We start from the raw sequence: 5,700 nt of genomic DNA on the forward strand, positions 1-5,700 counted from the left end.
TTATGATTAAATATAAAAAAAATATTTCTTGATTATTATGATTTTTAAAAAAAATATTATTCAACCAGCAGATAATATTCGCCGTCTTCCTTAGTAATTGATTTTAAAAGGCCTTTATTCTGTAAGGACAAAATAATATGATACATTCTAAAATTAGACAATTTTAAATCACCATATAAAAGATGCCCCTCTAGCGTATACTTAGATATGAGGTTTTTATCATCAACCAAATCCTGAATAAGTTTATATGATTCCTTTTCTTTCATGTTCAACTCTAATTCTTCAACATCCTTTTTTGAATTAACAGTATTCACTTCTTTTTCATGTTCTGATAAAGAGACTTTTTCATCTTTGAAAACAACTAACTCCTTATCTTCAAGTTCACTGAGAATTTGAACTAAATCATATTCATGAAAACCCAAATCCTTCCTTAAAACATTGATTGGAATGCCTTCAGGATATTCGACGACGAATATTTTTATCTGATTTAGAACAACTTCTTCGTTTTTAGTAATTGTAATCATATAATCATTATTTGGATTGATAATAAATATTATGTTGAAACTATTACTTAAATAGTTATGTCAAATCTAGGATAATTGCAATTCATTTTCAAATGCTTTTGCTTCCTGTTTATTTTTCTCAGCTATCTCCTCAGGGGTTAGATCATATGGCCTTGTGAAAAACAAATCAATATCATTCACAACCTGACAAACTGACATGTGAACTAATTCCTTTAAAGCCAAACTTTTTTGAACCCTATTTAAAGATTCATCTGAATAAATCTTATCGTGATCATTTTTATAATCTTCACGAATTTTAGATGGATCCAAATCTTTTTGAAGTTGACTTTCATCATATTCTTCAGTCAAAAGTAAAAAATTAATCAATTCCTCCTTTTCATCTGAAAAATCATCTTCACTGCCAATGACATCATGGAAATATTTATTAACAGATTGGAAAACATCTCTTGAAACATTACCATTTATAATATTATCCATAAATAAACCAAAAGTGTCTGAAATATAATATTTACCATTTTCTTCCTTTGTTTGGAAAACCAACTCATTTTCCACATTTGCAACATATTGTACAAAAACTATTTCTTTACCTTTTTCAAATGATTTGATGTCAAATTTAGAATTTTTTAATTTGTAATCCGCATTAACCTTTAATGCATTTTCAATGTTTTCGATATCCTCTTTTGAAATCTCCATAAAATCTTCAGACATAACAATTTCTCCAGTTAGTATTATATTTTTTTACATTTAAAAAAATTTTTATTAATAATAAAATTAATATTAAAATCATGGAAGCTGAAGACATATTAATCGAACTGAAAGATTTAACTCCGAAAAAGGAAATAAGGAAAAGTGAGTTGATGGAGATACTTAAAAAATATGCTAAAATAATTTCAGTGTATGATTTAATGATGGCTACAGCACACATGAGAAAGGATGGGGAATATGTTCATGCAAGTTACCGTGAAAAATACCTGGAAATTTATGTAAAGTATTTCATAATGCGCATGAAGGAAGTCCTGGAAAATGACAACTATGATGATTCCCCTATCGATAAACAAGCATTTGACGAATCCTTCCCAATGCTTGAGCGAACATTCGAAAAAGAAAGAATATACGATTCAAAAGAGGATAAATTCCCATTAATTTATGTAATTACAGCATTATATACAACATTCATTCTCGAAGAACCAATACATCCCGTTGGAAGTGAATTTCCAGGAAGTTTAAAAGTTGAAGAGATAAACGGAGAATATTTCTGCCCAGTAAAAGATAATCAGAAAGACAATGTTGATGCAATTTGCCATCTGTGCCTTGCAGAACAAACACCCGACATTTAGTTGATAGTATGAATATTTGCCTTTATGGATCAGGAAGTAGAAAAATAGATAAAATTTACACTGATGAAGCTTATGAATTAGGTTGTAAACTAGCTCAAAATGGACACACATTAGTGTTTGGTGGTGGACGCACAGGCATGATGGGTGCATGTGCAAAAGGAGTGCATGACAATAATGGAAATTCTATCGGAATCGCTCCTGAGTGGATTGGAAACTTTGAACCGTTATGTGAGGATTGTAATGAATTCATTTATGTTACCACAATGGATGAGCGAAAGAAAAAATTTCTGGAAAATTCAGATGCATTTGTTATATCACCCGGAGGAATCGGAACATTGGATGAATTTTTTGAAATAATCACTCTTAAAAAATTAAAACAGCACAACAAACCTGTCATCGTATTCAATGTCAAAGATTTTTTCAATAAAATGTTTGAAATGATTGATGAAATGGGTGCAAAAGGATTTTTATATAAACAGGAAGAAACCTTTAGAATAGCCAATACAATCGATGAAATATTTGAATATCTGGGATAACATGGAAAAAATAAAAAAAATTGAAACCTCGCCCCTAACCACATTAAAAAGAAGCATAATAATATTCATAGGAAATGTAATAGGAATATACTTAGTTAGTTTTATTGGATTGGGCGTTAAGCTATCATATTTTGATGACATCCTATTATTTGTGTTATTCATAAGTATTATAAACTCATTTCTTTGGCCAATTTTAACCAAGATACTGCTTCCGTTTTTAACATTAACATTTGGTATCGGGTCCCTTCTCCTAAATGGATTCTTAATGGAATTTTTTGCACCGTTATTCGGCATGCAAATAAGTGGATTGGCAATAATATTATTACCAGTAGCCATGGCATTTACTACAACCAGCCTTTCGGCATTGCTTACAATTGAAGATGATGCCTCATATTACAGGTCAGTCCTTAGAGATGCTGAAAAGAAAAGAAAAAGTGATATAAAAGATTATCCTGGTTTAATAATAGTCGAAATTGATGGATTAGCTTATGACGTGTTGAATGAAGCTATTGATAAAGGTTATATGCCCACTGTCAAAGAGCTTATTGATAATAGAAGCCATACCCTAAGAATGTGGGAGACCGATTTATCATCACAAACCGGAGCCAGCCAAGCTGGAATACTGCATGGAAACAATGAAAACATTACCGCATTTAGATGGATTGAAAAAGAAAACGACAATCAAATGATGCAATGTTCTGGTCCTACACAGGTCAAAATTATAGAAGAAAGGATTTCTAATGGTGATGGGTTGCTTGTAAGCAATGGTGCAAGTAGGTCAAACCTGTTTTCCGGAGATACTGACAATGTTATTTTTACATTAAGTAAAATTTTAAATCTCCAAAAATTGTACAATAAAGCTTGGTTTTCCGTATTTTCGAATCCAAGCAATTTCGCACGTATCATATCATTATTCTTATCGGAAATGATACTTGAAATCATATCCCAGATAAAGCATAAAGTAAAAAACATCCAGCCGAGAATTAGCAGAGGAATTGCCTATATTCCAACAAGAGCCGGAACAAACGTATTTATGAGAGAAATTAATACCTCCACACTAATTGGGGACATGATGGTTGGGGATATTGATGTTGCCTATTCAACTTATTTAGGCTATGATGAAATTGCTCACCACTCCGGGGTAAGAGATGAGGATGCATGGTTTGCACTTAAAGGAATGGATAAACAAATTAAAAGACTGGTTGATTGCAATAAATACTCACCAAGAGACTATGAGTTCGTTATCCAATCAGACCATGGCCAAACCAATGGCGCCACATTCAAACAGCGATACGGCGAATCCTTTGAAGAATTTATAAAATCGTTGCTTCCGCAGGATTTAAAAATGTATTCAAAAATGTCATCTAATGAAGACCACTTTGCAGAAGCATATATTCCTTTTTCACAGAAAATAGATAGTTTAAAAAATGAAGATGCGAATGAGGAGGAAGAATTAACCGATTCCGAAGTTATTGTACTTGCTTCCGGAAATCTTGCCATGATTTATTTAACGCAATGGACTCACAGATTAACATATGAAGAAATAGACTCATTATTCCCCGAACTTATTCCAAGCATTATAAAAAATGAATACATCGGTTTTATACTTGTCAAATCCAAAAACGGTGATTTGGCTATTGGTAAAGATGGAATCTACAACTTGGATACCCATGAAATAACCGGCGAAAATCCTCTCGAAGGCTTTGGAGACAACATCGCACATCATCTTAAAAGAAACAGCTCCTTTAAACATACACCAGACATTTTAGTGAACAGCTTTTACGACAGTGAAAAGGATGAAGTATGTGCATTTGAAGAGTTGGTGGGAAGTCATGGCGGTGCCGGCGGAAGTCAGACAAATCCGTTTATCTTATATCCCTCTGATTGGGATGTTCCTGATGATGAAATAATCGGTGCTGAAAATATTTACAAGTTATTAAAAGAAAATCTTGAAAAACTAAAAGAAAAACAGAGATAGCATGATAGGTAATGAAGAAGTGATGAGGATTACTCGAAAATTTGAGAATGCTGAAAATATTGACATTAAAAAAACAATAGAAAAAGCGGCTACTGCAGGTTATTTGGGAGAGGAACATTTTTATTGTACTGTCCTCGAAGAGGGAGGGTTAACACATACTGTTCCTGAGATATTGGGCGACATGTATAAATCACAGCCTTTGGATAACTTATATTTTGACATTATTTCAAAAGCCCTAGACCTTGATGGAATTTACATTTCCCTAGCATATTGCACTTATCAATTAAATGTTCCGGATGAAGATTGCTCTGAAATAATTGAATACGATGATTATGACCTTGATGAAGACGAATATGAATATCTGGTCGAATACACATTAATCACTTCAGATGATATTAAAAAATTTATTGTTTTTGCCGAAGAAGGAATTGCAAGTCCTGGAAGAACAGATGACGTTGGAATCATCATCAACATCATAGACGGCAAATACGAAGCTTATTTTGCACTCAGATCAACTGACCAATGCATGTCCAGCTTTAGAGTGATTCCTCTTAAAGACAGCTATCAGAAGGAACACATTTTGTCTTTGAAAAACCCGATAAACAAATTATTGATTGAAATGATTGATAAAACAGTCGTTTTAAAATGATTACCCTATTAAACATTCAACATAGGAATCCAAATACTTTTTAAGAATCTTTACGATTGGTCCGATGATAATGGCAGATATTACTGTTCCTTCACGAACGCCTGCAAGATATCCCAAAAACACCACAGACAAAATTGCCGCAATGACAACCAACGAAGTATCAACAAATGGCTTTACATTTGAAAACTCCTTTTTGATGACCTTGGAAATGGCCACAATAACCCCATCGGCAGGAAGATAGACAATCTCAGTTTGGATTTCAAGCAAAACTCCGAATGCAACCACGACACAACTGACCAGCAGCAATATCATCTGACTAGCATAGCCGACCGGATTGATGAAATCGACCAGCATCAATGAAAAGTCAATGAAAAATGAAAATATTGTACCGACAACAAATTGCAGATATTGCCTTTTTTCAAAACCCCTCCCTAAAAGCACAACCTGCATCAGGATAAAAATCAGGGTGAATGCAAACATTACCTCACCAACACTATATTTTGTAATCAGACTACATACATAAGGAAGACATATTAATGGGGAAGTCCCCAAATTAGCTTTGATGGATAATGAAGCACCTAAAGAGATTATAAATAACGAAATAAAATATATGATGTACCTGTTGAATTTTTTTAATCCCATAATTAATGTTTGAATTTTATTTAAAATAAATATT

General features: G+C 32.9%; 7 protein-coding genes. 4 read left to right on the plus strand and 3 right to left on the minus strand.

The genetic code is table 11. The features are described 5' to 3' along the window. Window positions 1–56: 56 nt before the first annotated feature. Together ACKI4K_RS06215 and ACKI4K_RS06220 are read right to left on the minus strand one after the other, a co-directional pair. Window positions 57–524 (minus strand): hypothetical protein, encoded by a 468-nt coding sequence (locus ACKI4K_RS06215; RefSeq protein ID WP_407423321.1) that lies wholly within the window; start codon window positions 522–524, stop codon window positions 57–59. Window positions 525–590: 66 nt separating this feature from the next. Continuing rightward, window positions 591–1,232, minus strand: a complete 642-nt coding sequence (locus tag ACKI4K_RS06220) for a hypothetical protein (protein ID WP_407423323.1) — start codon at window positions 1,230–1,232, stop codon at window positions 591–593. A 77-nt stretch (window positions 1,233–1,309) separates the two neighbouring features. On the opposite strand from ACKI4K_RS06220, the gene ACKI4K_RS06225 reads away from it, so the two are divergent. From ACKI4K_RS06225 to ACKI4K_RS06240, 4 genes are read left to right on the plus strand one after another with little or no spacing between them, the layout of a single operon-like run. After that, the gene (locus ACKI4K_RS06225; protein ID WP_407423324.1) at window positions 1,310–1,861 is read left to right on the plus strand and encodes a DUF2115 domain-containing protein; all 552 of its coding nucleotides are present in this window, start codon (window positions 1,310–1,312) and stop codon (window positions 1,859–1,861) included. An 8-nt stretch (window positions 1,862–1,869) separates the two neighbouring features. Further along, the gene (locus tag ACKI4K_RS06230) at window positions 1,870–2,397 is read left to right on the plus strand and encodes a TIGR00730 family Rossman fold protein (protein WP_407423326.1); all 528 of its coding nucleotides are present in this window, start codon (window positions 1,870–1,872) and stop codon (window positions 2,395–2,397) included. Between the two features lies 1 nt (window position 2,398). Further along, the gene (locus ACKI4K_RS06235) at window positions 2,399–4,375 is read left to right on the plus strand and encodes a phage holin family protein (RefSeq protein WP_407423328.1); all 1,977 of its coding nucleotides are present in this window, start codon (window positions 2,399–2,401) and stop codon (window positions 4,373–4,375) included. A 1-nt stretch (window position 4,376) separates the two neighbouring features. Next, window positions 4,377–5,024: a hypothetical protein gene (locus ACKI4K_RS06240; protein WP_407423330.1), complete on the plus strand. Its 648-nt coding sequence runs from the start codon at window positions 4,377–4,379 to the stop codon at window positions 5,022–5,024. Here ACKI4K_RS06240 and ACKI4K_RS06245 read toward each other — a convergent pair. Then, window positions 5,025–5,700, minus strand: a 676-nt coding sequence (locus ACKI4K_RS06245) for a YczE/YyaS/YitT family protein (protein ID WP_407423331.1), incomplete at its 5' end; no start/stop codon positions are given.

The organism is Methanobrevibacter sp. (assembly GCF_045644645.1).
GTDB lineage: Archaea > Methanobacteriota > Methanobacteria > Methanobacteriales > Methanobacteriaceae > Methanocatella.